A 2,726-nucleotide genomic window follows, 5' to 3' on the forward strand; every position below is an offset into this window, starting at 1 on the left:
CTCCGGCGACCGTGCGGCCGTGCGCGCGAAGACCACGCCCGGGCCCTCGGCGAACGGGGAGAACACCTCGGGCCGCCAGCGCTGCGCACGTCCGGAGCCGTCCGGGGACGGCGCCTCTCCCGGGGCGTCCGGGTGCGGTGTGGTCATCGCCCTCGATTGGACCAAAGGCGCAGCGCCGGCACAACGGCACCCGGCGCAACCGGCGTCGCGGCAGCGAATTCCGGCCGCCCGGGGCGCGGTTGACAATTCCGTGCGATCCGGCACGGTGGCGACGGCGCACGGGCCGCCGGGCCCCGAACCGTCCCGCCACCCCGCGAGGAGGCCGCGAACCCATGACACCCGACCGCGCAGTCCGCCCCGGATCCGCCCCCCGCCCCGGAACCGTCCCCCACCCGGGGGCCGTTCCCCGCCTCGGACCGCCGGCCCCCGCCCCCCGGCCGAAGATCTTCGGCATCGGCCTGTCCCGCACCGGAACCCGGTCCCTGACCGCGGCTCTGCGCACGCTCGGCTTCGACGTCGCCCACTACCCGGCCGACCCGGGCACCTACGCGGCGCTCCTCGCCGGCACCGCCCGCTTCCCGCTGCTCGACCACCGCGACGGCATCACCGACATCACCGTCGTGCCGTACTACCAGGACCTGGACCGGGCCTGGCCGGGCGCCAAGTTCATCCTCACCGTCCGCGAGGAGGAGGGCTGGCTGGCCTCCTGCCGCACCCACTGGAAGCCGGCGGTCGACGGCAAGGCCGGCCGGAGCGAGGTCTACCCGCAGCTGCAGCGCTTCCTGCGGGCCGCCGTCTACGCGAGCCACGCCTTCGACCCCGAGCGGTTCCGCACGGTCGCCCGCCGCCACACCGCCGAGGTGCTCCGCCACTTCGCCGGCCGCCCCGGCGACCTGCTGGTCCTCGACATCACCGCCGGGCAGGGCTACGAGCGGCTGGCGCCCTTCCTCGGCGTCCCCGTCCCCGACGGGCCCTTCCCGCACACCAACGCCTACGCGAGGGTCCCGGCCCAGGCCCCCGCGGCCGACGGCACCCCCGGGCCCGCCGCGCCCGCAGGGGGCGCGCGGTGAGCGTTTCCGGCCGGATCCGGACCCTCCGCGGGGACTTCTCCCCGCCCGGCGGGCGCCCCGTCGACCTGGTCCTGCGGACGGTCGGGGAGCGCACCACCGACCTCGCCCTGCGCCTCGCCCTCGAGAACATCCGCCCGAACCGCGTCCACATCGCCGAAAACATCCGGCCGTTGTCCGCGGCCGTGGACCGGATCCTCGCCCTCGACCACCACGGGGCCTCGCACGTCGTCTACTTGGACGCCGACTGCCTCGTCCTGGAGGACATGCGGCCGTTTCTGGACGCCAACGAACTGGCCTACACCGACTGCTTCGTGCACGACCGCTTCCGCGGCCGGGTCCACTGCGGCGTGCACATCACCCGGGCGGACCTGGTGCGGGGCATGCGCCGGGCGGACCTCGGGGCGTTCGCGCGCGACTGGCTGGGCCCCGTGCTGCGCCCCGAGGCCTTCCGCCGTCACCTCGCCCGCCGGGAGCTCCAGCCCGGCGTCCAGCTCAAGGGGTTCCGTATCCTCCACGACCACCTTCAGGACCACGCCGACATCTACGCCAAATACGCGCTGCGCGAGCTGCGCAGCCGCGAGGAGGGCTCCCGGGCGCGCCTGGAGGCCGCCATGGCGCAGTGGGGCGACGGCCCCGACTTCACGGTCGCGCGGGCGGCGGTCCGGCACAGCCGCGCGCGCGTGCCGCACGACATGACGCCCAGTCAGCTCGCTGCCCTCATCGAAGAGCTGCCCGCCGTCGCGGCGCGCGAGACCGCGGCCCTCGGACTGCCGCCCCTGCCGCCCCCGGTCATGGCGGACGTGCACGAGGCCGCCTCGGCCCTCCCGCGCGAGGAGCGGGTCAAGGTCTTCGGGCTCGGCCTGCCCGGCACGGGGACGCGCAGCCTCACCACTGCACTGCACGAACTGGGCTTCGACCTCGCCTCGTTCCCCTTCGGCGCGGGCGACGCGGCCGCCCTGCGCCGCGGCGACGGCCGCTTCCCGGCCCTGCGCCACTACGACGGGCTGGCCGACGTCTTCGCCCTGCCGCACCTCGCCGAACTGGACGCCCTCCACCCCGGTTCCCGGTTCGTGCTGACCGTGCGCGACAAGGAGGGCTGGCTGCGCGCCGCCGAGCGGCTGTGGGACACCGGCTGGCCCGCGGGAGCGCCCGCCGCGGAGCGGGCAGCGCAGCGCGAGGCCCGCCGGCTGTTCCAGGAGCGCGTCTGCGGCGGGCACGGCTTCGACCGGGAGCGGCTGGCCCGGGCGTACGACGCCCAGACCGCCCGCGTCCGCGCGTACTTCGCCCGCCGCCCCGGCGACCTGCTGGTCCTCGACGTCTGCGGCGGCGAGGGCTGGGAGAAGCTCGCCCCCTTCCTCGGTCGGCGGGTCCCGGCCGTGCCCTTCCCGCACACCAGGACGAATCCGCTGGACCTCCTGCCCCGCTGAAGCGGTCCTGCACCCCCTAAAGGGGCCACAGGACGGAGAGTTCCGCCACGCGGCGGCCGGTGTGACGGCACCATGACCCGGTGACGAACGCCACCGCCCCGCCGATCCCCGCCCCCGCCGCGCAGCCGGACCTCGACCTCGGGTGGGACGACCCGCACTTCCAGCGCGTGGCCTCCGCGAGCCTGCGGCAGATGGCGGGCCGGCTGCCGGCCGTCCTCGGCCGGGCGGC

Annotated in this window: 2 protein-coding genes; both read left to right on the forward strand. The window is 76.3% G+C overall.

Annotated features, from left to right (window positions below; translation table 11 throughout):
• Positions 1–332: 332 nt before the first annotated feature.
• Positions 333–1,070, forward strand: coding sequence for a sulfotransferase family protein (locus V7793_RS36160; protein WP_336013917.1), 738 nt, complete (start codon positions 333–335; stop codon positions 1,068–1,070).
• A complete protein-coding gene (locus V7793_RS36165) occupies positions 1,067–2,497 on the forward strand; it encodes a sulfotransferase family protein (protein ID WP_336013918.1) in 1,431 nt (476 codons plus the stop codon). Before V7793_RS36160 ends, V7793_RS36165 begins: the two co-directional genes overlap by 4 nt.
• Positions 2,498–2,726: the final 229 nt, after the last annotated feature.

Source organism: Streptomyces sp. KLMMK (genome assembly GCF_036961605.1).
In the GTDB taxonomy this organism is placed as follows: Bacteria; Actinomycetota; Actinomycetes; order Streptomycetales; family Streptomycetaceae; genus Streptomyces; species Streptomyces telluris.